The sequence below is a fragment of the Streptomyces bicolor genome, assembly GCF_000719285.1.
GTDB classification, from domain to species: domain Bacteria; phylum Actinomycetota; class Actinomycetes; order Streptomycetales; family Streptomycetaceae; genus Streptomyces; species Streptomyces bicolor.
Genome location: NZ_JOFS01000172.1, coordinates 1 through 205, shown reverse-complemented (window position 1 = coordinate 205; position 205 = coordinate 1). Strand labels below are relative to the sequence as shown.

1 protein-coding gene is annotated in these 205 nt (G+C 64.9%); it reads right to left on the bottom strand.

Features of this window, described 5'->3' with window-relative positions; translation table 11 throughout:
* On the bottom strand, positions 1–205 hold a 205-nt coding region (locus tag IF78_RS44790; RefSeq protein ID WP_037643183.1), incomplete at both ends, for a DUF2637 domain-containing protein.

The following is a 205-nucleotide window of genomic DNA, read 5'->3' as shown; positions in this document are numbered from 1 at the left end:
CAGCGGGAAGGGTATACGGATCCACGTCAGCAGCAGATCCAGGGCGAGGAGGACGCAGATGCCCGCGTCGATGCCGATCGGGAAGACATGACTGAGGTTCCCGAAGCCCTTCTGGATGGCCAGCTCGCGGACTGCCGCGTACGAACCGGCGAAGCCGATGCCGGCGATGATCACGGCGCCGAACACGACCACGCCGATGAGTACC